Source organism: Nonomuraea sp. NPDC049695 (genome assembly GCF_040674955.1).
In the GTDB taxonomy this organism is placed as follows: domain Bacteria; phylum Actinomycetota; class Actinomycetes; order Streptosporangiales; family Streptosporangiaceae; genus Nonomuraea; species Nonomuraea helvata.
In genome coordinates this window covers 28133-51172 of the sequence record NZ_JBFANV010000019.1, presented here as the reverse complement: position 1 = coordinate 51172, position 23040 = coordinate 28133, and the positions used below count along the sequence as shown (strand labels likewise).

Genomic DNA, 23040 nt, shown 5'->3' with positions numbered 1-23040 from the left:
GACCCTTGACAGGAATGCATCTTCAGGGGAAGGCTCGAGCAATCTGGTAAGACCAACGTCGGGACGGATGTTGAGACTATGACGTTGACCAACAGCCCCTTAGCGATCACCATGTGGGACTTCTCCTGGCTGGAGCGGCGCTGGGACGGCGCCGGCTACCAGGACTGGGACCGAGCGCTCGACGAGCTGGTCGAGCGGGGCTACGACGCGGTGCGCATCGACGCCTTCCCCCATCTGGTCGCGGCCGACCCGGAGCGGACCTGGCGGCTGCTGCCCGTGTGGCACTTCGAGGCGTGGGGGGCCACCGAGCCGGTCTCCGTACGCGTGCTGCCCGAGCTGCTGGAGTTCATCCAGGCCTGCGCGGCCCGGGGGCTGCGGGTGGCGCTGTCCTCCTGGTTCAGGAAGGACGAGCTCGACACCCGCTCGCGGATCCGGACCGCGGCCGACCTGGCCCGCATCTGGGACGTCACGCTCTCGGCGATCGAGCGCGCCGGCCTCGGCGACGCGATCTACTTCGTCGACCTGGTGAACGAGTGGCCGCTCGCCATGTGGGCGCCGTTCCTGTACGGCAACGACCCGGACGCCGAGACCCTGTCGCGCGGCCACGAGGTCGTGCGGAGCTGGACCCGCGAGGCCATCGGCACCCTGCGGGCGGCCCATCCCCACTACCGCTACACGCTGTCCATCTGCACCGAGACCACCGGCGCCGACGGCGAGGACCTGTCCGAGCTGGACCTGCTCGAGCCGCACGTGTGGATGACCCCGCAGGCCACCACCGACTTCTACGCCCGGATCGGCTACGACCTGCACCACTCCCAGTTCGACCCGCGCGCCTACGAGCCGCTGTCAGGCCCGGCCGAGCGCCTGTACCGGGCGGAGCCCGAGCGGTGGGCCGCCGTCCTGACGGAGCACATCGGAAAGGTCGCCGAGTGGTCGCGGTCGGCCGGCAAACCGCTGGTGACCACCGAGTGCTGGGGGATCGTCAACTACAAGGACGGCCCCGGCCGCGACTGGGGCTGGGTCAAGGAGCTGTGCGAGATCGGGGTACGCGCCGCGCTCGCCACCGGCCGCTGGGAGGCGCTGGCCACCAGCAACTTCTGCGGCCCCCAGTTCACCGGCATGTGGCGGGACATCGCCTGGCACCGGCGCATGACCGACGCCATCCACGCGGGGGTCACCGAGTTCGCGCCCGTCTCCTGAGAGGAACCGGACACATGACTGCAATCCCCCGCCGAGACCTCCTGCGCGGCGCCGCCCTGCTGGGGCTGGCGAGCCCGCTGGCCGCCTGCGGATCGGGCGGCGATCCGGTCGGCTCCAAGGAGGCCGGGCCGCAGGGCCCGATCACCGTCTGGATGCACCACGAGGAGGCGAACGACAAGTACTACAACGCCAAGATCGCCGAGTATCAGCGCCAGTTCCCGAAGGTGACGGTCAAGCCGCTGTACATCCCGGTCGCCAACCTCGACACCAAGCTCTCCACCGCGTTCACCACGGGCTCGCCGCCGGACCTCATCAAGGTCGGCGCCTGGACCCTCGCGGAGCGGGCCTCGAAGGGGCAGGTCGCGCCACTGCCGCCGGCGGAGTTCGGGGCGGGCTCTCTCGACGAGCTCAAGAGCAGGTTCGACACCAACGCCTTCGCCGCCCTGACCTACAAGGACCAGGTCTACGGAGTGCCGATCGACTTCAACTCGGTCCACCTGTGGTACCGCCGCGACCGCTTCGAGCAGGCCGGGCTCGACCCCGACAAGCCCCCGGCCACCTGGGAGGAGGTCGAGGAGTACGGCCGCAAGCTCACCACGGGCTCCCAGGTCGGCCTCCAGTGGCAGCTCGCCGACAACATCTGGGCGATGCTGAACTTCATCCCGCTGATCAACGGCCTGGGCGGGCGAATCGTCGACGAGACGTCGGGACGTGGCGGCCTGAACACCCCGGAGGGCATCCAGGCCCTGGAGTACTACGGCCGCCAGGGCAACCCGAGGCTGAGCGACCCGGTCGGCGCGTTCGGCCTGTTCGCCAAGGGCACCTCGGCCATGCTGGTGTCCGGCCGGTTCACCTCCAGCCTCATCCCGGAGCTCAATCCCAAGGCCAAACTGGGCGAGACCTTCGACAGCGCCGTGGTGCCCTCCTGGGCGGGCAAGGAGAGGGTGGCCTCCGGCTACTCGTGGGGGTGGCTGGTCGCCAAAAAGGCGAAAAATCCGTACACGGCTTGGCATTTCGTCAACTGGTTGTCCAGCTCCGCCAACGTCGACCAGCAGCTCGCCGCCACCGGCCTGGTCACGCCGACGGCCGGCTGGCAGAAGCTGCCCAGCGCCCGCGACAAGGCCAGCCAGCAACTGGAGGAGCAGCTCGCGTACACCGACTTCGGCCCGGTGCTGCCGCAGTGGACCGAGACGATCAAGGCGCTGCTCGACGCGCTCGAGTCCGTGATCCACAAGCAGCGGCCGGCCAGGGACGCCGCGGCCGCCTTCGACGCCGCCGTGGCGCGGATACTCAAATGACCCGCACCATGGCCCGCACCATGACCGGGAGCGAGGCCCGCGCCGGCGCGGGCCTCGCCGCCCCGGCGATCGTGTACTTCGTCCTGTTCTGGGCGCTGCCCGCGCTGGCCGCCCTCTACCTGAGCTTCACCTCGTACGACCTGTCGGGCACCCCGGAGTGGGTGGGCCTGGAGAACTACCGCCAGATGTGGGCGAACGACGAGTTCTGGGCCAGCGTGCGGGTGACCCTGCTCTACACGGTCTTCGCCGTGGGCCCGACGATCGTGATCGCCCTGGTCGTGGCCGTGCCGCTGGCCAAGCCAGGGCGGCTCCGCGCCTGGCTGCGCGGCCTCGTCTTCATCCCCGCGGTGATGCCGCTGGTCGGCGCCACGGTGCTGTGGCAGGTCATCTACTCGACCGGCGGTCTCGCCGACACCCTGGCGGGGGCCCACCCGTGGCTCACCGACTCCGGCTACGCCATCTGGGCGCTGCTCGTGATGGTCATCTGGAAGTACGTCGGCCTCTACGTGATCATCTTCGTGGCCGGGCTGCAGGCCCTGCCGGCGAACGTGTTCGAGGCCGCGGCCATCGACGGCGCCCGCGCGCTGCGTACGTTCTTCCTCGTCACCGTGCCGCTGCTGCGCCGCACGTTCACCTTCGTGATCGTGGTGGCCGTCACCGGGGCCATGCAGTCCTTCGTCCCCGCCTACCTGCTGACCAAGGGCGGGCCGGTCAACGCCACCCAGGTGCTGCCCCTCTACCTGTACAACAACGCGTTCTCCTACTCCCGGTTCGGCTACGCGTCGGCGATCGCGATCGTCCTGCTGGTGGCGCTGCTGGTCTTCGCCTTCACCCAGTTCAAGCTGATCAGGAGTGACGAGGAATGAGAATCAGCCGCGCGCTCACCACCGTGGCCCTCATCGGCTTCGTGGCGCTGATGTTGCTGCCGCTCTACTCCATGATCGCGCTCGCGTCGGCGCCGGACGACAGCGACCTGTCCGGGCTGCGTTTCCATGGTTTCGCGCTGTTCGACAACATCGGCCAGATCATGACCGACGGCCGGTTCCCGCGCTACCTGCTGAACAGCATCATGATCGCCTCCGCGGTCTCGGTGCTCGACGTGGCGATCTCGGCCGCCGCCGGGTACGCGCTGGCCCGGCTGCGCTTTCCCGGCAGGGCCGCCCTGCTCAACCTGGTGGTCATCGCGCTGTCCCTCACCCCGGCGGTCGTCATGATCCCGGTGTTCGTGGCGCTCAGCGAGATCGGCTGGCTCAACAGCTACCAGGGCCTCATCGCGCCGTTCCTGGCCAGCGCGCTCGGTGTCTTCCTGGTCCGCCAGTTCGCGCTGGGCATCCCGGCGCAGATGCTGCACGCCGCGCGCGTGGACGGCGCGGGCGAACTGCGCATCTTCTTCCTCATCGCGGTCCCGCTGCTGCGCCCCGCCCTGCTCACCGTGCTGCTGCTGCAGTTCCTGGCGCAGTGGGACAACCTGATCTGGCCGCTGATCGCCGCCAGTGAGCAGGAGCTGTGGACGCTGCCGCTCGCGCTGTCGTCGTTCGAGGGCGAGCACGGGATCGTCTACCACCTGCAGACCGCGGCCGCGCTGCTGTCGATCCTGCCGCCGCTGGCCCTGTTCGCCCTGCTGCAGCGCTACTACGTCTCGGGCCTCACCCTCGGAGGAATCAAGCGATGACCGACGGCATCCGCATCGAGCGGGTCACCAAGTGTTACGGCAGCCAGGTGCTGTTCACCGACATCGACCTGCACGTACGCGACGGGGAGTTCCTGGTGATCGTCGGCCCGTCCGGGTGCGGCAAGTCCACGCTGATGCGCATCGTCGCCGGGATCGAGCCGGTCAGCGCCGGCCGGGTGACGGTCGGCGGCCGTGACGTCACCCACGCCCACCCGGGCGATCGCGGGATCGGCATGGTGTTCCAGGACTACGCCCTCTACCCGCACCTCAGCGTCGAGGGCAACCTGGCGTTCGGGCTTCGCGCCCACCGCGTGCCGAAGGACGTCGTCCGGCAGCGGATCGCCGACACCAGCCGCGCGCTCGGGCTCGCCGACCAGCTCAGGAAGAAGCCGGGACAGCTCTCCGGCGGCCAGCGCCAGCGGGTCGCGCTGGGCCGGGCCATGATCCGGGAGCCGGCCGCGTACCTCATGGACGAGCCGCTGTCCAACCTGGACGCGGCGCTGCGGGTGCAGATGCGTGCCGAGCTGATCGAGTTCCACCGCCGCACCGAGGGGACCGTCCTGTACGTGACCCACGACCAGGTCGAGGCCATGACCATGGGCCACCGGGTCGCGGTGCTCAACGACGGCGAGTTCGCGCAGATCGGCACCCCGGCCGAGATCTACGAGCAGCCGGCCGACGAGTTCGTCGCCACGTTCCTCGGCAGCCCGCGGATGAACCTGCTCGACGCCACCGCGCGTGCGGACGCGGACCGGTTCGAGCTGTCCAGCGGCGACGTGCGCTGGCGGCTGCCGCGCGAGCTGCTGCCGGACGACCTGCCCGAGTCGGTGCGGATCGGCTTCAGGCCCGAGTCCGTACGTGTGCGTGCCGACACCGCGTCGCCGTCCTTCGAGCTCGAGGCGACGGTGTCGTACGGGGAGAATCTCGGCAACGAGCGCATCCTCCATCTCCGCGACCACAGTGGACGGGCGCTCGTCGCCCGCGTCCCGCCGCGGACCGGGCCGCGGGACGGGGAGCACGCGACCTTCCACGTGCCGCTCACCGATCTCCATCTCTTCGGGCCGGACGGGCGGGCGTGCTGGCACGGCACCGGGCTCGCCACCGGCGACGAGCCGCTACCGTGGTCGGCATGACCGCTGATGGCGGGAAGAAGCCGTCGCCCGAGAGCATGACCGCCGATGGCGGGAAGAGACCGTCGCCCGAGAGCACGACCGCCGATGGCGGGAAGAAGCCGTCACCTGAGAGCATGGCCGCGGAGACTGGTAAGACCACGCCGGGAGCGTTGATCGCCGTCCTGGAGGACCGGATCCTGACGGGCCACTGGGCCGCCGGCGTGCGGCTGCCGTCCGAGCGCGACCTGGCGACCGAGTTCGCGGTCAGCCGCCCGGTCATCAGGGAGGTGCTCCGGGCCCTGCAGGAGCGGGGGCTGATCGAGGTCTCGCCGCAGCGCGGCAGCTTCGTGCGCCGCTACACGGCGGAGAATCTGATGCGGCCGATGTATCTCGCGGCCCGCGCCGCCGGCGTGACCGCCCGCCAGCTCATGCGGGCGCGCGTCATGCTGGAGACCGAGGCCGCGGGCCTGGCCGCCGTCAACGCCACCAAGCGGGACCGCACCGACCTGCTCCGCGTCCACCAGCTCTTCGCCCTGCCGGGCGACGTGCACGCCAGGGCGCGGGTGGACCTCACCTTCCACGAGACCATCGCCAGGGCCTCGGGCAACCCGGTCATCCACATGATGTTCACCTCGATCCAGGACCTCACGTACGGGCTGATGCTGCGCAGCCTCAGCGACCGCGAGGTGCGCGAGGCCGGCGAGCCCCTGCACACCGTGATCCTGGAGCACATCCTCGACCGCGACCCCGACGGGGCGCGCGAGGCGATGCGCCGCCACCTCGGCCTCGCCGAGGAGTTCTACGGGCCCGACATGGACGCCAACCTCGCCGAGGTCATCGAGCACCGGCTCGCCTCGCCCGCGACGCCGTCCGCCGACGACCTCATGGCGGACCTGCGCTCCCCCTCGTGACGCCGCACGGCCCTGCTCGGGGCCGGTGAGCACCGGCGTGACGGCGGTCAGCCGGCGGCGCGGGAGGTGTCCTCCCAGTCGGCCCAGGTCTGCAGCCGCTGGGCGTACACGCCCTTGGCGATGTCGAAGGCCGTGCCCGACAGCAGCAGGCGCAGCGGCGGCTCGGCGGCGTCGGCGGCGGCGAGCACGGCCGGGACGGTGACATCCGGCCCCGGCGCGGTCATGCCGGCGCGCATCCTGGCCCTGGCCTCGCGGATGGGCTCGTAGACGGGGTTGGGCTCGGAGCGGACGGCCGAGTCGCCGGCCCAGTCGGTGGCGTACCCGCCCGGCTCGATGATGGTCACCTTGATCCCGGCGGGGGCGACCTCCTGGGCGAGCGATTCGGAGAAGGCCTCCAGCGCCCACTTGGAGGCGTGGTAGATGCCCAGGCCGGCGAACGCGGCGACGCCGCCGATGCTGGAGACCTGCATGATGTGCCCGCCGCCCTGCTCGCGCAGCAGCGGGATCGCCGCCTGGGTGACCCACAGCGCGCCGAACACGTTGGTCTCGAGCTGGGCGCGGGCCTCGGCCTCGGTGAGCTCCTCGACCATGCCGAAGTGGCCGTAGCCCGCGTTGTTGACGACGACGTCCAGGCGGCCGAAGTGGGCGTGGGCCTGCCGTACGGCGGCGAAGGCGGCCTCGCGGTCGGTGACGTCCAGGGCGATCGGCAGGATCGCCTCGCCGTGCCTTTCGACCAGGTCCTTGAGGGTCGCGGTGTCACGGGCAGTGGCGGCGACCTTGTCGCCGCGCTCCAGCGCGGCGATGGCCCAGCTGCGGCCGAAGCCGCGCGAAGTGCCGGTGATGAACCAGACCTTGCTCATGGTGAAGTGTCCTTCTGATGATCAGTGGGATGGGTCCGGGGCCAGCCCACGGCCGGCCCGGTCGAAGCATTCGCGGGCGAGCTGAAGGAACCGCTCGAATCCGTCCTCGGGCGACCAGGCGCCGTACGCGGTCCTCAGCACGGCGAGCGCGGTGTTGGCCTGCAGGGCGGCCTGCATCTCCGCGCCGGGCGGCGTACGGGAGGCGACCCACTCGCCAAGCTCGGCGTGGAACCGGTCGGAGTAGTCACGCTTGGACTCCGCCAGGGCCGGCGAGGCGGCCTTGAGCCGCTTCTGCACCGCCAGGCGGTCGGCCAGCAGCGACATGTAACCCAGCTGGATCTCCTGCAGCGAGACCCACAGCGGCTCGTCCTCCGGCCGGTCGTTCATGAGCTTGCGCCACGCGTCCGTCTCCATGGGGTCGGGGTCGAACACGGTGGCTTCCTTGGTGGCGAAGTAGTTGAAGAAGGTGCTGCGCGAGACGTTGGCCGCGGCGGCGATGTCGTCGACGTTGACCGCCTCGTAGCCCCGCTCGTTGATCAGCCGCAGCGCGGCGGCCCTGATGGACCGCCAGGTCTCCACCTTCTTGCGCTCGCGCAGCCCCAGCTTCTGCTCTTCGGTCACACCTTGACCATAGACCAAACTTGGACGCAGTTCAACTTTGGCTGCCGTCCAAGTCGGTCGCGGCGGTCGTCATCGGGCCTCCAGCGTGCCCAGTTCGTCGCTGACGAGCTCGCCGAGCGTGGCGAAGAACGCGGCGATGCCAGGAAGGTTGGCGCCCTTGGCGCGCGAGGCGGCGAAGTCCTCCGGGGATCGCCACTCCACCACGTCCAGCCATTCGTCGCCGGGCAACCGCACCAACCGGGCATCCAGGAAGCCCTCCCGGTCAGCGCGGAAATCCGCCACCATCCCGGGCCGGGCGGCCAACATCTCATCGACCCTGTCCGGCGCCACCCTGAACCGGGCCAACTCCACCGTGACCATCTCTGCCTCCATTGCCTCGTGCTCCAATAAGGGCGATCATATAGTCACTAATCTATACAGTCAAATTTAGTGACTATCTCTGGCGTTCATGAGAACCGCCGTGACGGCGGTGAGGACGATGAGGGCCGCGGCGGTCCAGAACGCCGCCTCGGCCCCGTCGAGGGCCGCCACCCCCGGCGTGCCGCCCGCACGACTGAAGAAGTGCAAGAACGCGGTGCCGAGCAGGGCGGTGCCGAGCGTGCCGCCGAACTGCTGGACGGCGTTGAGCAGACCCGCTGCCGAGCCGGTCTCGTGGGGGCGGACCTGCGACAGGGCCGTGGTGAAGAACGGGACGGTGAACAGCCCGTTCCCGAGCCCGCCCAGCGCCAGCGCGGCCGGAAGGGTCCAGCCGTGGGAGCCGGTACGGGCGGCGTGGTAGGCGGCGATGGCGCCGATCACCCCGGCGAGCAGGGCGGCCAGTCCCGCGAACATGAGCCTGGCCCCGTACCTGGGGAACAGGCGGGTGCCGCAGAGCCAGGAGCCGACGGCCATCGCGGCCGACCACGGCAGCAGGGTCAGGCCCGCCGCGAGGACGTCGGCGCCCAGGCCGAGCTGCACCTGCAGGACGATCACCACCGTCAAGCCGTTCATCGCCGCGAAGAAGAGCGTGGAGGTCGCCAGCGCGGCGGGAAAGGCCCGGCCGCGGAACAGGCTCGGCTCGATCAGCGCACTGCGGCCCCGGCGGGCGCGGCGGCGCTGCTGGCGGCCGAACGCCACCAGGACCGCGACGCCGGCGCCCAGTGCGGCCCAGCTCCAGACCGGCCAGCCGGCCGTGTTGCCCTGGATGAGGGGGTAGACGACCAGTCCGGTCCCGAGCATGGCCAGGGCGGTGCCGCTCAGGTCCAGGCGTACCGGCCGGGACGACCTGCTCTCCCGCAGTGCCGGAACGACGGCCAGGACGACGGCGGCGAGCGGGACGTTGACCAGGAACGCCGCCCGCCACGACGCGCCGAACAGGTCGGCGTGCGTGAGCACGGCCCCCAGCACCGGCCCGCAGATGGCGGCCAGACCCATCACCGGCCCTATGCTGCCCATCGCCTTGGCCAGCTCGGCCCCGTCGAACATGGACCGGATCAGCCCGATGGTCTGCGGAATGATCAGTGCGGCCGCGGCGCCCTGGATCGCGCGCGTGCCGATCAGCATCCCCGGCCCGGTGGCGCACGCGCACGCCACGGATGCCAGCGCGAAGGCCGCGACCCCCGCCGTGAACATCCGCCTGCGACCGGCCAGGTCCCCGAGACGCCCGCCGGGGATCAGCAGGACCGCGAACGGAAGCGTGTAGGCGGCGCTGAACCACTGGATATCGGATCCGGCGCCGCCGAAATCGTGGTGGATCACCGGTGCGGCCACCGTCACGATCGTGGCGTCCAGCAGGTTCATGGCCTCGGCGATCAACAGCGCGACCAGGGCGAGCCACCGCCACCGGTACGCCACCGCGGTCGCGGCCACCTCTTGTACGAGCATCGCTACTCCTTTGCCGGCTCGTGTTTCCAGGCAGCAGCGTGCGGCCAGGAGGCGGCGGCGTTCCAGCCACCGAGCTCTGTTGGCGGATTTCTTCCACCAGAGCCCGTCAGGCGAGAAAATACGACCATGCTCGATGATCTGGACCGGGGTCTGATCCATGCCCTGCACATCGACGGGCGAGCCCCGTTCAGCCGGATCGCGGAGGTGCTCGACGTGTCCACTCAGACCGTGGCGCGCCGCTACCGGCGGCTGCGCGCCGAGGCCGGGCTGCGCGTCGTCGGCCTCCCCGCACAGGACCACACCGGCCAGGCGCAATGGGCGGTCCGGCTCACCGCCGCACCGTCCGCCGCGCAGGCGCTGGCCCACGCTCTGGCCCGGCGGCCCGACACCTCCTGGGTCAAGCTGGCCTCCGGAGGCACGGAGATCTTCGCGATCGTCCAGGCGCCGCACGACAGCCGGCCGTCACGGTCGCTGCTGCTGCACGACATCCCCCGTACGTCCGGGATCACCGCGGTCTCCGCGCAGCTGCTGCTCCACACGTACCTGGGCGGCCCGACCGCGTGGCACGGACGTCTCCAGGCACTCGACGAGCGGCAGAGAGAGCGGCTGGCAGCACAGGCTCACACCACGGCCGGAGCCGCCTCGCCCACCGCCACGGATCACGCCTCACCCACCGCCGCCGGCCCAGCCTCGCTCACCGCCGCGGACCACGGCCTCATCGACGCCCTGCGCCACGACGGCCGGGCCGGCTACGCCGAGCTGGCCGCCGCGACCGGCTGGTCCCAGGCCACCGTGGCCCGCCGCCTGGCCGACCTGCGCGCCCGGGAGCTGGTCTTCTTCGACGTGGAGGTCCACGTCGCCGGGTACGGCGTCACCACCCAGGCCCTGCTGTGGATGACCGTCGCGCCGGCACACCTCGACCGGGTCGCGACCGCCCTCGCCTCCCACCACGAGCTCGCCGTCGTCGCCGCCACCACCGGCCAGACCAACCTGCTCGCCCACGCGCTCTGCCCCACCCCCGCCGACCTGCACCGCTACCTCACCCGCCGGCTCGGCGCGCTGGAGCGGATCAGCGCCCTGGAGACCGCACCCGTCCTGCACACCCTCAAGGCGGCCGGCCACTCGCCCCGGCACCCCACGCCGTACTGAGGCCCTGCCTGCTTCAGTCGCGGCGGAACGCCCGTACGGCCAGCACGAACGGAATGGGCCGACGCTGGGGCTCGTACACGCGATCGATGACCAGCCCCGCGTCGATGAAGGCGTTGATCAGGTCGGCCAGCGGCACGTGGCTCATCCCGACCCGCTCCCGGACCCCGCCCTTGCGCCACCACGGCGAGCTCCTGTGCCAGCCCTTGATCCGGTACGTGGGGTGGATGATCACCGCCTCGTCCGCGCGGGTCTCGATGTGCGGGCCGTTGAAGCACGGGTGCACGCCGTAGAACAGCAGCAACCCGCCCGGGCGCAGGACCCGCGCCGCCTCTTTCAGCAGCCCGGCGAAGTCGCCGATGTCGGTGGAGATCCAGAGCGCGGTGACGGCGTCGAACGTGCCGCCGGCGAAGGGCAGGTCCGTCGCGTCGCCCTGAAGGAGGGGGGCGCCGTCCCTGCTGCGGGCGAGACGCAGCTGGTCGCCGGAGCGGTCCAGGCCGACCACGGTCCGGCCGGTGGAGCGGATGACGTCGAGGTAGAGGCCGGTGCCGCAGCCCAGGTCCAGACAGAGCCCTTCGCCGGGGCCGAGAAGGTCGCCCAGGTCGGCGATGGTGGCGCCGGCGTTGGACCCGATGTACTCGTCGTACCACTCGGCCTGGCCGTCATACCGTGCGGTCATGATCTATTCATCCACGCTCTCCGGTCTGGACGGGGGCCGCCAGCACCCACGTGCGGTCCTCGGTGACGAAGCGCTCCAGCCTCAGCCCCTCGGCCGCCAGTGCGGCTGACAGCTCGTCGTCGGTGAGCCGCTTGGAGGCGAACGACTGCGTCCACACCTTGTCGTCACCGTACGTGTAGCGCATCGTGGCGTGGAAGAGGCCGGGGGCGACCTCCTCCACGGCCGCCATCGTGATCGTGATGTCGCCGTCCTGCCTGCCCCTGCCCACCTGCCACCGGTCGTGCCCCTCGGCGGGTATCCACTGGATCAGCACCGCGCCGCCGGGCTTGACGTGCCGCGCGCAGGCCGCGATCAGCTCGCGCCTGGCCGCGTCGTCCACGGTGTTGACGAGCTGGGAGGCCAGCGTGACCGTGCCGAACCGCCGGTCCAGCCGGAGCTCCTGCACCCGCGCCAGGACCGTCGTGGCGCCGCGCACGTGGGCGAGCATCTCAGCGGACTCGTCCACGGCCACGACCTCGAAGCCGAGCCCGACGAGCGGGTGCGTCACCCTGCCCACGCCCGCGCCCAGCTCCAGCACGGATCCGCCGGGCGGTGTCACCTGGGCGACGATCTCGGCCTCGCCCCCGGGGCTGAGCAGCGTGTAGAACTCGACCGGGGATCCGTCGGGGGTGATGGGGCCGGGGCCCGTGCCGGTGTTTTCCATGATCCGAAGCTACCTCGCGGCAGCCGGGGCCGCGCTGCCCGAGGGTTCCCGATCAGCGCATAGGCACGATCCGTCGTCTATGTGGTACGCGATACGCCGCTCTTCACCGCCGGCTCCGCGGCGGCACGCTCGAAGGACGGCTTCGGCGGGGCCAGCTCAGGCGCGCCCGAGTCCGTCACGGCCGGCCGTTCCTCCGGCTTCCGCTCCGAGGGACCGGCGGCCTGCTCACCGGCCTGAGCGGCCCCTCCTGAGCGTTCGAAGAAGCGCAGCAGCTCCACGGGCAGCGGCATGACCAGCGTGGAGGTCTTCTCCGCCGCCACCTCCACCACGGTCTGCAGCAGGCGCAGCTGAAGCGCGCCCGGAGTCTCGGTCATGATGGCCGAGGCGTCGGCGAGCTTCCGCGCCGCCTGGAACTCTCCCTCCGCGGTGATCACCCGGGCCCTGCGCTCGCGTTCGGCCTCGGCCTGGCGGGCGATGGACCGCTTCATGGGGTCGGGAAGATGGACGTCCTTGATCTCCACGCGGTCGATGTGGATGCCCCAGCCCAGCGCGGGGCTGTCGATCATCAGGGCCAGGCCCCTGTTCAGCTCCTCGCGGTTGGAGAGCAGGTCGTCCAGATCGCTCTTGCCGATGATCGAGCGCAGTGAGGTCTGCGCCACCTGCTCGATCGCGAACAGGTAGTTCTGCACCGAGATGGCCGCCCGCAGCGGCTCCTCGACCCGGAAGTAGGCGACGGCGTCGACCTGTACGGAGACGTTGTCGCGGGTGATGCCCTCCTGCGTGGGCACCGGCATCGTGATGATCTGCACGTTCACCTTCTTCATCCGGTCCACGACCGGGATGAGCAAGGTGAGCCCCGGCTGTCGGATCTCCCGCTGGACCTTGCCGAAGCGGAAGACCACGCCACGTTCGATCTGGTTGACGATCCTGATGCTCCCGACCGCCAGCCAGATGGTGATCAGGACGATCAGTCCGAGCACAATATTGATGATCATGATCTTGCCCCTCCCTTCAAGGTTAGATCCGGCTACGCACGGCCGTCGGCAAGGAACTGGTCAAGTCCTGTCCAGCAGGAGGACAGGGCGAGTCCGAGGGCGGCCGGCTTCCCATCTGTCTAGATCCAGCCGCGCTCCCGGGCGGCCAGCCCCGCCTGGAAGCGGGTGACGGCGTTCAGGTCGTGCATGACGGCGTGGATGCGGCGCTGCACCGTACGCAGCCCGAGCCCCAGCGCCCGGGCGATGGCCTCGTCCGTCAGACCGCCTGCGAGCAGCACGAGCAGATCCCTCGTCAGCTCGTCGGGCTCGTCGGGCTCGTCGGGCTCGTCGGGGGCGGCGGCGGGCCGGGCTGCCGCGCGTAAGGGGAACCCCCGCCGCCACTCCAGCTCGAACAGCGCGATCAGCGCGTCGAGCAGGGCGGACTGGTGCAGGATGAACGCCGCGTCGATGGAGTACGCCCCGTTGCGAATGGGGATCAGCGCGAGCGAGTCGTCGGCGATCCACATCTTGGCCGCCGCCCCGGCCACCACGCGGGCCTTCTCGCCACGTGCCATGGCGTCCTGGATAAGCCGCATCTTGCCGGGGATCGCCAGGGACTCGAGGTCGTACACGCTGCGGTAGTCGATGCCCGACTTGAGCATCCGCCGCTCGCGCTCGACGTTGTCGGCGTGCCCGTGCATGACGTACGGGGGCTTGTCGATGTTGCGGAACATGGTCTGCGCGCTGTCCTGCAGCGCGTACGCCCTGCTGATGATGTTGTCCGTCCCCGTGACGACCTCGACCTGCTCGGCCGGATGCGTCGCGTAGCGGGAGGCCAGGTGGAACGACGTGGTGAGCTCGTGGATCGCCTGCCGCACCTGGTGGAGCTCCTCCTCCTGGCGGGTGAGCAGCGGCCTGATGGCGATGTCGGGGGCGACGGCGACGTAACGGGCGCGGCGGCCCGGCAGCCTGCTGGCCAGTCCGCGCCGCGCGAAGGCCGCCAGCGTGCGGGCCGCCAGGAGCGTGGAGACGCCGCAGTGCGTGGCGAGTTCGGCGGCGGACGACCGCGGGTTCTCGACGAGCGTCGCGTACAGACGGCTCTCGGCCGGTGACAGGCCGATCGCTTCGAGCATCGGCGACACCTTTCTCCCGGTGACGGGGATGGCGGGTTACCGCCACCTGGCGGGTTTTGGCCCGTTCGGCGGACTTGTGCCCTGACTGAATCCCAGATTAGGTCAGCGAGGAAACGATCTCATCGCGCGCGCGACGATGGCGGGCGTTTCCCCTGTCTGAAGAAAGGTGTGTGCATGCTGTCCACCCCCCGGCGCCGCAGACTGGCCGCGTTATTCGCGGCCGTGCTCGCCGTACCGCTCGCCGCGGTCCCAGAAGCGGCCACAGCGACCACCACGGTGACGGCCGCGACGACACCGGCCACCAAGGCGAACGCGCCGGTAACCGGTACTCCGCCGGTCAGGATCACGCTGATCACCGGGGACACCGTCGTCTACGCGAAGGACGGCGCGGGCCGCGCGTCGGCCACCCTGGAGCCCGGCGCCGGCCGGGAGGCGCGGACGTACCAGGCCGAGCAGGACGAGCACGGCTACTACGTGATCCCCGCTGACGCCGGGCCTTACGTCAGCAAGGGCCTGCTGGACAAGGAGCTGTTCAACGTCGACTACCTGGCGGCCAACGGGTACGGCGACGCCAAGGCCGCGCAGATCCCGCTCATCGTCCAGTACCAGCCCCAGACCAAGGCCGCCGACCTGGCGGGCAAGGCCAGGTCGCTGAAGGGCGGCGCGGAGCCGATGGTGCTGGAGAGCATCGACGGCGCCGCGATCAAGGTGGACAAGAAGCAGGCCGGCACGTTCTGGCAGTCGCTCGGAGGAGGCCGGCAGAGCGCCAAGGCCCTGACGAGCGACGTGCGCAAGGTGTGGCTCGACGGCAAGGTCAAGGCGCTCGACGACGTCAGCAACCCGCAGGTCGGCGCCCCCACGGCCTGGGCGGCCGGCTACGACGGCACGGGCGCCACGGTGGGCGTCATCGACACCGGCATCGACAGCGCGCATCCCGACCTGCAGGGCAGGGTCACCGCGGCCCGTAACTTCGTCCCGGAGGGCAGCCCGGGCGGCGGCAACCCCGACGAGGTCACCGACCGGGTCGGTCACGGCACCCACGTGGCCTCCACCATCGCGGGCAGCGGCGCCGCCTCGAACGGCAAGTACAAGGGCGTCGCCCCCGGCGCCCGGCTGACCATCGCCAAGGCGCTGGACGACACGGGCAGCGGCAGCAACTCCGAGATCATCGCGGCGATGCAGTGGCAGGCGGCCACCGAGCACGCCCGGGTGGTCAACATGAGCCTGGGCAGCAGCACCCCGACCGACGGCACAGACCCGCTGAGCCAGGCGGCCAACGAGCTGACCGCCGCGTACGGCACGCTCTTCGTGGTCGCGGCGGGCAACTCGGGCCCCGGCCGGTACACCGTCGCCTCCCCCGGCGCGGCGACCTCGGCGCTCACCGTCGGCGCGGTCGACTCGTCCGACAAGATCGCTTCGTTCTCCAGCCGCGGCCCGCGCCTGAGCGACGACTTCGCGATCAAGCCGGAGATCACCGCGCCCGGCGTGAACATCATCGCGGCGCGCGCGGCGGGCACCTCGCTGGGAGCCGGCAGCAGCGTCCCGGGCGGGGGCCCGATCGACGAGCACTACACCGCGGCGTCCGGCACCTCGATGGCCACGCCGCACGTGGCGGCCGCCGCGGGCATCCTCGCCGCCCAGCACCCCGACTGGACGCCCGACCAGATCAAGACCGCGCTGACGGGCACCGCGCAGCCGGGCGACGCCGCGGCCTACGACCAGGGCGCGGGCCGCCTCGACATCGGGCGGGCCGTCACCCAGCAGGTCTTCGCCGACCTGGCGACGGTGTACGCGGGGTTCAGCGACCCGTACACCGGCCAGACCCTGGCCAGGAAGGTGACCTTCCGCAACACCGGCAAGGAGCCCGTCACGCTGGCCCTGTCCTTGACGCTGAAGCGCGGCGACGCCCCGTCGCCGTCGGGGATGGCCACGCTCACCCCGTCGTCGCTGACGGTCCCCGCGGGTGGCACGGCGAGCGCCGACCTCACCATCGAGCCCACGCTCGGCGACCCCGGCTGGTACGAGGGCCGCGTGACGGCCACCGCGGGCACGGCCCGGCTGACGGCGCCCATCGCCCTCCACAAGGGGGCCAAGATGGACACCGTGCGCGTCAGGCTCATCGGCAAGCCGGAATGGACCCTCAATCCGGGCATCCTGTCCTCCGTCCGGGTCAGCGACACCGACCCGCTCCTCGAAGGCGAACCGATGTCCGTGGCCACCGACAACTGGCGGACCACTGACACGCCCGGCACGCTGGAGACCGAGCTCAAGCTCGCCCACGGCGGCGTCTACTCCATCGGCGACGCGCCCTGGTGGTACACCAAGCCGGACCGGCAACTCCAGTACGGCCTGCTGCTCGCCCCCGAGATCAAGCTCGACGGCGACACCACGGTGACCTTGGACGCGACCGATGTCGAGCCGATCCAGGTGAGCACGCCGCGCAGGTCCGAGCCGGTGTTCATGAACGTGATGACCGCCCGCACGACCGCCTCGGGCCGGCTGTACGCGGGCGCCTCGCTGCTCAGCTACGAGCCGGTCAACACGGGCGGATACTGGGTCTCTCGGGTGCGGAAGGCGCCCACGGTGGGCACCTACACGTTGCTGTTCGACCAGATCCGCCGCGCTCCCGAGGTCGAGCTGACCGTGCCGGGGCTCCAGCTCAACCCCCACTACGTCAGCGAGCACGACCCGCTGGTGCCCAAGTTCACCTCCGACAGGCGCCTGAGCCTGACCACGGGTGACGACATGCGCGGCGGCGCGGACATCCGCGGCAAGCTCGTCCACCTCCCGGCCAGGGACTCGCTCCAGCTCTTCCTGGCCGACATGGACCTGGCCATCAAGGCCGGAGCCGCGGGCGTGGTCACCAGCGACCGGTTCGCCTGGCTGCTCAGCGACTCGCACTACACGGCACAGGACAAGATCCCGGTGCTGTGGATCGACAGCGGCGAGGCCGACCGGCTCGGCAAGGCCCTGGCCCGCAAGCCGTACCCGAGCGCCGCTCTGCACTCCACGCCTACCACCCCGTTCGAGTACAAGCTGGCCTACTACGTGAAGGGGACCACGGCGGGCCGCCTGAACTTCGCTCCGAAGGCCCGGGACCTCACCGAGATCGACACCACCTACCACGCGCAGTTCCCCGCGGAGGCGGGCACGTGGGGGCCGAAGACGAACTTCACCGAGGTCAACCACACCTACTCGAACGAGCAGCGCCTCAGCGTCCGCGGCTCGCACGGCTTCGCCGGGCCCGCGGCGAGGACCGAGTACTACAACTCGCCCGGCCGGGACGTGCTGTGGGAGCGCGAGTACGTGTTCTTCGACCCCGCCACATACGGCACGCGCTTCGGGGTCTCCTCCCGTGGCTTCACCCGCGCCACCCACGAGCGGGAGGACTGGAACGAGGCCATCGTGCCCGCGCAGTTCACGACCGGCTCAGGCCTGCCGGACTGGGTCAGCCCGGCCCTCTACTGCGACGGCTGCCGCCAGGGCGACCGGCTGCGGCTGCGCGCGCTCAGCCCGGTCGGCTTCGGGTACTACTCCGACGCCTCCGATCCGAGCCACATGTACCAGGGCGCCCCGGGGACCGAGGAGATCCGCCTGTTCAGCGGCGACACCGAGGTCAAGCCGGAGTACGACGACCTGGGCGTGCCCTACTACACCGTCCCCGCCGGGTCGGGCACGTACCGGCTGACGGACTCGTGGAAGGACGCGTTCCCCGGGAAGCACTCCGGCTCCAGCGTCGAAACCACCTGGACGTTCCGCTCTGCCCGCCCGACGGGCAGCAACTCCCCGTACGCCTGCCTGGACACCGTGCTGTGGGACGACAAGGAGCCCTGCGCCCAGGTGCCGCTGATCCGGCCGAGGTACGAGCTCGGGCTGCCGGAGAACGACACGGTCCAGGGCGGCAGGCCGTTCGCCTTCACCGTCAACCTCGAGGGCGGCAGGTCGCCGTCGCTCCGGGGCGTCTGGATCTCGGGTGACAAGGGCGCGCACTGGACGCAGGCCGCTGTGCTGCCGGGCGGCAAGGTGCTCGTGCTCAACCCGAAGGGCCCGGGCAGCATCTCGATCAAGGTCGAGGCGAAGGACAGGGACGGCAACTCCGTCCAGCAGACCTTCTCCGACGCCTATCTCGTGAAGTGACCGCCGAAGCGGGGGCAGGGACACCCTGCCCCCGCTTCGCATTCCCTGGGATGAAAATTTCATCTCGATATCCGAAACTTTCGGTGCGGCTGGCCCTGCGCTTCGCCTGCCTAACCTGCGGAAATCAGACCTGGGCAAACCGTCAAGAGCACCGAATATTTCGGAGCAATATTGACTCCTTTCGGGGGGTTTTCCAGACTTGGCCCCCAAGCGGGCCGTCAGCACCCGCCCCAGCGGTGGTGACCGCCCCTGGAAAAGGAGGTCACGTTGGGCGCATCCCCCCGGACAAGCCATAGGCCGACGGTCGCCGCGCTCACCGCGGCCCTGGTCGTCGCCGCGGCCGTCCTCTTCGCGCTCGTCTCGCCGAACGCGGGCGCGGCAGGCTGCACCTCCCTGCCATCGTCGCTGCCCGCCCCCGGGTCGCTCCCGGCGGTCCCGGAGCTGCCCGACCCGTTCAAGACATGGGACGGCACCCGGCTGACCGACCCCTCGGAGTGGTCGTGCCGGCGGGCGCAGCTCAGCGAGCTGATCCAGTACTACGAGTACGGGCACCTGCCCCCCGCGCCCACCAGCGTCACCGGCACGCGCAACGGCAGCACCCTGACCGTGACCGTGCAGGCCAACGGCCGCTCGGCCTCGTTCAACGCGACCCTGCGGCTGCCCGCCGGCAACGGCCCGTTCCCCGCGCTCATCCTGCTCAACCCGCTGGCGGCCAGCGCCACCAACCGCGGGTACGCCGAGGTCAGCATCGATCCCAACAGCATCGCCGCCGACAGCACCTCCAAGACCGGCGCGTTCTGGACGCTGTACAACGACTCGAACGTGGACACCGGCGTGCTCATGGCCTGGGCATGGGGCGTCCACCGCACGCTGGACGCGATCAAGGCGGCGGTGCCCCAGATCGACGGCACCAAGGTCGGCGTGTCGGGCTACTCCCGCTATGGCAAGGCGGCCGTGGTCGCGGGCGCGTTCGACGAGCGGATCGCGCTGACCGTCCCCGGATCGTCGGGTACGGCCGGGATGGGCAACTACCGCTTCTTCTTCACCAACAACACCAACGACGAGAAGCTCGAGGACATCCTCGGCGCCGCCTACTGGTTCACGCCGCGCTTCGCGACGTTCCGCAACCAGGCCAACCGGCTGCCGTTCGACCAGAACTCGGTGGCGGCGCTGGTGGCGCCCCGGCCGCTGCTGGCCACCAACGGCACCGAGGGCTCGGACATGCGGACCAACCCCCAGGGCAGCGGCCTGACCTACCGGGCCGCCAAGATGGTCTACCAGTACCTCGGCGCCGGTGATCGGATCGGCATCGCCTACCGCCCGGGCGGCCACCAGATCGACATGAACGACTACAACGCGATCATGGACTTCGCCGACAAGTACCTCATGAACCGGCCGATCTCCCGCACGTTCGACAGCGTGCCCTATCCGGCGCCCACCCCGGCCCAGATCCCCTGGACCATCCCCACCGGCGGCACCCCCGGTCCGACCCTCACTCCCACGCCCACGCCGACCCCCACACCCACGCCGGTGCCGACCGGGTGCGCGGCGACGATCCAGACGGTCAACGCCTGGTCGGGAGGCTTCCAGTCCACGGTCACCGTCCGCGCAGGCAACTCGGCGATCAAGGGCTGGACGGTCGTCTGGAGCTGGCCAGGAGCTCAGAGCATCACCCAGGTCTGGGGCGGCGTCAGGTCAGGCACCGGAACGTCCGTCAACGTCCGCAACGAGTCCTGGAACGGCAGCCTCGCCGCCGATGCCAGCACCACCTTCGGCTTCATCGCCGGTGGGACCCCCGCCACACCGGCGCTCACCTGCACCGCCACCTGACCGATGACCGCGGGGACGCCGCATTCGGCGACCCCGCGGTCCGATGTTAGCGATAACAGTTTGCTGGGCCGTCATGCCCCCTTCCTCAGGGCGTACCCGACGAAAAGGAGCGACAAATGCGCCTACCCTGGCGATCTCGTGCGACCGCCTCCCGGCCGCCCGACGCGCCCTCACCCGGTCGGCGGGCCCTGCGCCGGCGGCTCGCGATCACCGCGGTTCCCCTCATGCTGATCGCGGCGGCCGGGCTGCTGAACGCGCAGGGCGCGCAGGCCGCCCTCGCGTGCCGGGTCGACTACACCGTCGGCTCCCAGTGGAACAGCGGCTTCAATGCCAACGTCACCATCAACAACCTGGGCGACGCGCTCAACGGCTGGCGGCTGTCCTGGTCCTTCGGCGCCGGCCAGCAGATCACCCAGCTCTGGAACGGCACCGTCTCCCAGTCGGGTTCGTCGGTGACGGTGAGCAACGCCGGCTACAACGCCGCCGTCCCTTCCGGCGGCACCGTCTCCTTCGGCTTCAACGGCTCCTGGAGCGGCTCCAACCCGGCGCCGACCGCGTTCTCGCTGAACGGCGTGGCCTGCACCGGCAGCCCCGGCGAGCCCACCCCGACGCCCACCCCGACCCCGACCCCGACCCCGACCCCGACGCCGACCCCGACCCCGACGCCGACCCCGACGCCGACGGGTGGCACCGGGACGCTTCCTTCGAGCTTCCGGTGGAGCTCCAGCGGCCAGCTGATCGCCCCGAAGTCGGACGCCACCCATAACATCGCGGGCATCAAGGACCCGTCGGTGGTCTACTACAACGGCAAGTGGCACGTGTTCGCCAGCACCGCCAACTCCTCGGGCTACAACCTGGTCTACACGAACTTCACCGACTGGTCACAGGCGGCTTCGGCCCCGCAGTACTACCTCGACCAGAGCGGCATCGGGACCGGTTACCGGGCGGCGCCGGAGGTGTTCTACTTCGCCCCGCAGAACAAGTGGTACCTGGTCTACCAGACCGGCAACGCGTCGTACTCCACCACCACCGACATCAGCAACCCCCGCTCCTGGAGCGCGCCGCAGCACTTCTACTCCGGCATGCCCGACATCATCCGGCAGAACATCGGCAACGGCTACTGGGTCGACATGTGGGTGATCTGCGACAACGCCAACTGCTACCTGTTCTCCTCCGACGACAACGGCCACCTGTACCGCTCGCAGACGACCGTGGCGAACTTCCCCAACGGCTTCTCCCAGCCGGTCATCGCCATGCAGGACTCCAACAAGAACAACCTGTTCGAGGCGTCCAACGTCTACAAGGTCAAGGGCACGAACCAGTACCTGATGCTGGTGGAGGCGATCGGCAGCGACGGCAAGCGCTACTTCCGCTCCTGGACGTCGACCGGCATCGGCGGTTCGTGGACGCCGCTGGCGGCCACCGAGAGCAACCCGTTCGCCCGGGCCAACAACGTCACCTTCGACGGCACGGCCTGGACCAGGGACATCAGCCACGGCGAGATGATCCGCGACGGCGTTGACCAGACCCTGACCATCAGCCCCTGCAACATGCGCTACCTCTACCAGGGCCTGAACCCCAGCGCCGGCGGCGACTACAACTCCCTGCCCTGGCGGCTGGGCCTGCTGACGCAGACCAACTCCACCTGCTGACTCCTTCATGGCCACGGCGGGCGCATCCCATGCGCCCGCCGTATGCCTGGCTCAGTGCAGGGAACCGGCGGCATGGCATCCGGCCGCCGAATCGACCAGGGTGTTGATCATGGGGGCCATCCGCTGAAGCTCCTCCAGATGGGCGCCGCTGAGCAGGGCCAGCTTGGCCTGGCCCGCCTCGGTCAGGGTCAGACGTACTTCCCGGCGGTCCCTGACCCGTCCGCGGTTGCGGCTGATCAGGCCGAGCCGCTCCACGCGATCGACCAGCTGTACGGCGCTGTGATGCCGGGTGCACAGGTAGTCGGCGACCTCTCCGATGGTGGGTCCGCGCGAGTCGGGATGCCCGCGGATGGCCAGCAGGAGCTGGTGCTGTGTCGAGGTGAGGCCCACTTCGGCCGCCCGCTCCTTACTCCACCGCAGGAAGCGGCGCAGCCCGACCCGGAACGAGAGGAGGTTCGCGTAGTCGCGCGCGGTCAGCCGTTCGGATCGTCGCCCCATACCAAAAACCTCTTAATGTGATAATATCACAGTAAGTGGTACATATCGGGCGGCCGGACGAGAGAGTACGGTTCTGGGGCCGCCACCATCCACGGCCGCCGATCTCACAACCTCAGGTACGCATGCCGGCGCATGCGCAAAGGTGGTGGAAGACATGGCTGGCGAGACAATGGGGATGCACCCCGACATCATGGAGCTGCGGGCCAAATACGAGCTCGCCGCAGAGGCCCCGACGCTCAGGGCGGTCACCGGTCTGACGTTCCTGGCCGGGCTCTATCTCGCGATCTCTCCGTGGGTCGTCGGGTTCAACGGTTTCACGACCCTGGCCGCGAACAATCTGATCGTCGGAATCGCGGTCGCGATGCTGGCTCTCGGGCTGGCCTCGGCATCGGAGCGGACTCACGGCATCGCCTGGATCACGCCTCTGATCGGCGTGTGGACGATCATCGCTCCCTGGGTCGTCAGTGGCAACGTGGCCAACACGGGGACGATCTGGAGCAACGTGGTGACCGGCGCGATCACCTTGCTCCTCGGGCTCGGCGCGATGTTCGGGATGAACCGATCCCGGGTTCGCCCGGTCCGCTCGACGAGCCCGCCCCGCTGACTCCCGGAGCGGCGCCCGCCACGGCTCCCCGGAAGGGCGCCCTCCACGGGCGGAAGCCGTTCCCGGCAGTGTCGGCTTCCGCCCGCCCGGGCCGGACCCGGCTCCATCACTACGATCAGTACGATCTGTCCAGGCGACGAACCTGGG

Annotated in this window: 20 protein-coding genes; 11 read left to right on the top strand and 9 right to left on the bottom strand. The window is 70.3% G+C overall.

The features are described from left to right. The first annotated feature begins 78 nt into the window (after positions 1 to 78). The 6 genes from AB0J64_RS18850 to AB0J64_RS18825 are packed head-to-tail and all read left to right on the top strand — an operon-like array spanning position 79 to position 6193. Positions 79 to 1200 carry a cellulase-like family protein gene (locus AB0J64_RS18850; protein WP_364028269.1) on the top strand — a complete coding sequence of 374 codons (1122 nt, stop codon included), beginning with the start codon at positions 79 to 81 and terminating at the stop codon, positions 1198 to 1200. Between the two features lie 14 nt (positions 1201 to 1214). Continuing rightward, on the top strand, positions 1215 to 2498 hold the full coding sequence (locus AB0J64_RS18845) for an extracellular solute-binding protein (protein WP_364028267.1): 1284 nt from the start codon (positions 1215 to 1217) through the stop codon (positions 2496 to 2498). Beyond that, the gene (locus AB0J64_RS18840; protein ID WP_364028265.1) at positions 2495 to 3364 is read left to right on the top strand and encodes a sugar ABC transporter permease; all 870 of its coding nucleotides are present in this window, start codon (positions 2495 to 2497) and stop codon (positions 3362 to 3364) included. Before AB0J64_RS18845 ends, AB0J64_RS18840 begins: the two co-directional genes overlap by 4 nt. Then, on the top strand, positions 3361 to 4170 hold the full coding sequence (locus AB0J64_RS18835; protein ID WP_364028263.1) for a carbohydrate ABC transporter permease: 810 nt from the start codon (positions 3361 to 3363) through the stop codon (positions 4168 to 4170). The genes AB0J64_RS18840 and AB0J64_RS18835 overlap by 4 nt, the downstream gene beginning before the upstream one ends. Continuing rightward, the gene (locus AB0J64_RS18830; RefSeq protein ID WP_364028261.1) at positions 4167 to 5303 is read left to right on the top strand and encodes an ABC transporter ATP-binding protein; all 1137 of its coding nucleotides are present in this window, start codon (positions 4167 to 4169) and stop codon (positions 5301 to 5303) included. Before AB0J64_RS18835 ends, AB0J64_RS18830 begins: the two co-directional genes overlap by 4 nt. Next, on the top strand, positions 5300 to 6193 hold the full coding sequence (locus AB0J64_RS18825) for a FadR/GntR family transcriptional regulator (protein ID WP_364028260.1): 894 nt from the start codon (positions 5300 to 5302) through the stop codon (positions 6191 to 6193). Before AB0J64_RS18830 ends, AB0J64_RS18825 begins: the two co-directional genes overlap by 4 nt. A gap of 47 nt (positions 6194 to 6240) precedes the next feature. Here the strand turns inward: AB0J64_RS18825 and AB0J64_RS18820 are convergent, their stop codons facing one another. The 4 genes from AB0J64_RS18820 to AB0J64_RS18805 form a co-directional block, all read right to left on the bottom strand. Further along, on the bottom strand, positions 6241 to 7053 hold the full coding sequence (locus AB0J64_RS18820; protein ID WP_364028258.1) for an SDR family NAD(P)-dependent oxidoreductase: 813 nt from the start codon (positions 7051 to 7053) through the stop codon (positions 6241 to 6243). Positions 7054 to 7074: 21 nt separating this feature from the next. Then, positions 7075 to 7674, bottom strand: coding sequence for a helix-turn-helix domain-containing protein (locus AB0J64_RS18815; protein ID WP_364028256.1), 600 nt, complete (start codon positions 7672 to 7674; stop codon positions 7075 to 7077). A gap of 69 nt (positions 7675 to 7743) precedes the next feature. Further along, complete coding sequence (locus tag AB0J64_RS18810) at positions 7744 to 8034, bottom strand: antibiotic biosynthesis monooxygenase (RefSeq protein WP_364028254.1); 291 nt, start codon at positions 8032 to 8034, stop codon at positions 7744 to 7746. Positions 8035 to 8100: 66 nt separating this feature from the next. After that, positions 8101 to 9537, bottom strand: a complete 1437-nt coding sequence (locus AB0J64_RS18805; protein WP_364028252.1) for an MFS transporter — start codon at positions 9535 to 9537, stop codon at positions 8101 to 8103. Between the two features lie 126 nt (positions 9538 to 9663). Here AB0J64_RS18805 and AB0J64_RS18800 point away from each other — a divergent pair, with 126 nt between their 5' ends. Next, positions 9664 to 10686 carry an AsnC family transcriptional regulator gene (locus tag AB0J64_RS18800; RefSeq protein WP_364028250.1) on the top strand — a complete coding sequence of 341 codons (1023 nt, stop codon included), beginning with the start codon at positions 9664 to 9666 and terminating at the stop codon, positions 10684 to 10686. Between the two features lie 13 nt (positions 10687 to 10699). On the opposite strand, the gene AB0J64_RS18795 is transcribed toward AB0J64_RS18800, so the two are convergent. The 4 genes from AB0J64_RS18795 to AB0J64_RS18780 form a co-directional block, all read right to left on the bottom strand. Further along, positions 10700 to 11362 carry a class I SAM-dependent methyltransferase gene (locus AB0J64_RS18795; RefSeq protein ID WP_364028248.1) on the bottom strand — a complete coding sequence of 221 codons (663 nt, stop codon included), beginning with the start codon at positions 11360 to 11362 and terminating at the stop codon, positions 10700 to 10702. Positions 11363 to 11369: 7 nt separating this feature from the next. Beyond that, a complete protein-coding gene (locus AB0J64_RS18790; protein ID WP_364028246.1) occupies positions 11370 to 12065 on the bottom strand; it encodes a class I SAM-dependent methyltransferase in 696 nt (231 codons plus the stop codon). A gap of 77 nt (positions 12066 to 12142) precedes the next feature. After that, the gene (locus AB0J64_RS18785; protein ID WP_364028244.1) at positions 12143 to 13060 is read right to left on the bottom strand and encodes an SPFH domain-containing protein; all 918 of its coding nucleotides are present in this window, start codon (positions 13058 to 13060) and stop codon (positions 12143 to 12145) included. 119 nt (positions 13061 to 13179) lie between these two features. Further along, entirely contained in the window at positions 13180 to 14172 is a 993-nt protein-coding gene (locus AB0J64_RS18780) for a helix-turn-helix domain-containing protein (RefSeq protein WP_364028242.1), read from the bottom strand. A gap of 174 nt (positions 14173 to 14346) precedes the next feature. Here AB0J64_RS18780 and AB0J64_RS18775 point away from each other — a divergent pair, with 174 nt between their 5' ends. From AB0J64_RS18775 to AB0J64_RS18765, 3 genes are all read left to right on the top strand, one after another. After that, complete coding sequence (locus tag AB0J64_RS18775) at positions 14347 to 18309, top strand: S8 family serine peptidase (RefSeq protein WP_364028240.1); 3963 nt, start codon at positions 14347 to 14349, stop codon at positions 18307 to 18309. Positions 18310 to 18576: 267 nt separating this feature from the next. Further along, positions 18577 to 20139 carry a cellulose binding domain-containing protein gene (locus AB0J64_RS18770; protein WP_364028238.1) on the top strand — a complete coding sequence of 521 codons (1563 nt, stop codon included), beginning with the start codon at positions 18577 to 18579 and terminating at the stop codon, positions 20137 to 20139. 116 nt (positions 20140 to 20255) lie between these two features. Further along, a complete protein-coding gene (locus AB0J64_RS18765; RefSeq protein ID WP_364028236.1) occupies positions 20256 to 21791 on the top strand; it encodes a non-reducing end alpha-L-arabinofuranosidase family hydrolase in 1536 nt (511 codons plus the stop codon). A gap of 51 nt (positions 21792 to 21842) precedes the next feature. On the opposite strand, the gene AB0J64_RS18760 is transcribed toward AB0J64_RS18765, so the two are convergent. Continuing rightward, on the bottom strand, positions 21843 to 22289 hold the full coding sequence (locus AB0J64_RS18760) for a MarR family winged helix-turn-helix transcriptional regulator (RefSeq protein WP_364028234.1): 447 nt from the start codon (positions 22287 to 22289) through the stop codon (positions 21843 to 21845). Between the two features lie 154 nt (positions 22290 to 22443). Here AB0J64_RS18760 and AB0J64_RS18755 point away from each other — a divergent pair, with 154 nt between their 5' ends. Continuing rightward, entirely contained in the window at positions 22444 to 22893 is a 450-nt protein-coding gene (locus AB0J64_RS18755; protein ID WP_364028232.1) for an SPW repeat protein, read from the top strand. The last annotated feature ends 147 nt before the right edge of the window (positions 22894 to 23040 follow it).